2 protein-coding genes and 1 pseudogene are annotated in these 1,194 nt (G+C 23.5%); all 3 read right to left on the reverse strand.

All coding sequences use genetic code 11. The annotated features are described in order from the left end of the window. Positions 1–418 (reverse strand): annotated as a pseudogene (locus tag XO12_RS11075) (ABC transporter permease); the annotation flags it as partial. 21 nt (positions 419–439) lie between these two features. Then, complete coding sequence (locus tag XO12_RS11080) at positions 440–937, reverse strand: hypothetical protein (protein ID WP_175420347.1); 498 nt, start codon at positions 935–937, stop codon at positions 440–442. Between the two features lie 61 nt (positions 938–998). Then, positions 999–1,194, reverse strand: a 196-nt coding sequence (locus XO12_RS11085; protein WP_175420348.1) for a hypothetical protein, incomplete at its 5' end; no start/stop codon positions are given.

Here is a 1,194-nt window from a genome sequence, read left to right on the forward strand (position 1 = left end):
TTTCTACATCAAATGTATATATTAAAAATATAAACACTATTCCTGTGTTTATTATTGTAAATATTAATCTTGAAAATATTGTGTATATAAATACTTCCCATAATGGCGTTTCTGACAGAAGCAGGTATTCTATTGTTCCCATTACCTGCTCCTGCCTTATTACACTTTTAAATGTTGTTAGTGATAGTGTTGTATAACTCATGAATACACTTCCTGATATAAAATATGCTAAGATATTTCCTCCGTATTGCTCTATCATTGGAAAGTAATTCCCCTGAGCTATAAACCTTCCCATGAATCCAAATTGTAATAATCCTAAGAATCCACTGAGTATCCCCAGCACTGCCTGGGTTTTATAGCTTTTCCATATTAATATATCTCTTATTATGTAGTTCATGAATTTTTTTATTCTTTTCATGAGTTAACCTGGTATATGAATTTATAATAATATTTCTGATATTTCATCGACATATTCCTTTTTTTTACCATATACAATAATAACTTTATTTTTATTTTTATAAATATTAAAATAATATCCATTATGTTTTTGGGATACAAAATAATAATCGATTATCATTATCGAAACATTTGTTTTTATTTTCATAAAATTTTTTTCTTCTAATTCGTTTTGTATTTTTTTAAAAAAGTCTTTTGCCGTTTTATTATCTAAAAACTCATAATATTCAAAATTTACACTATTTTTATCACTTTCATATTTCTTGATTTCTACTAGCATAATATTTTTTAATCTTTCTTCATAAGTGTTTTTTTTGAAAAAACTTTTATCCAGAGTATGGTGGAAAAACTTTTTGCTATTTATAATTTCATTTATTTCTTTGTATTCATTAATTTTAAATTTTAGAGAGAACCCCATGCTTGATATTAAAATTATTAATATTATTACTAATGCTATTATAGAATATTTTTTCACCACCACGACATAACACCTCCGGTTAAGTTGATTTTTTACTTTTTAAATACATTAAAACTTCATTACTCTATTTAAAAATCATATTGTCACTTGTAATTACTATTTTGTTTTCTTCTATATATTTTATATTGCTTACTATATGTTCTATAATAAATGATTTTATTATTTTTCCTTCTTTTAATTTATATACTATTACTCTGTTTCCATCTGTTATTACTAATTCATCTTTATTTATATCTATTGCTTTAACTTCTTTAAATGGA

The organism is Marinitoga sp. 1154, assembly GCF_013363285.1.
In the GTDB taxonomy this organism is placed as follows: Bacteria; Thermotogota; Thermotogae; order Petrotogales; family Petrotogaceae; genus Marinitoga.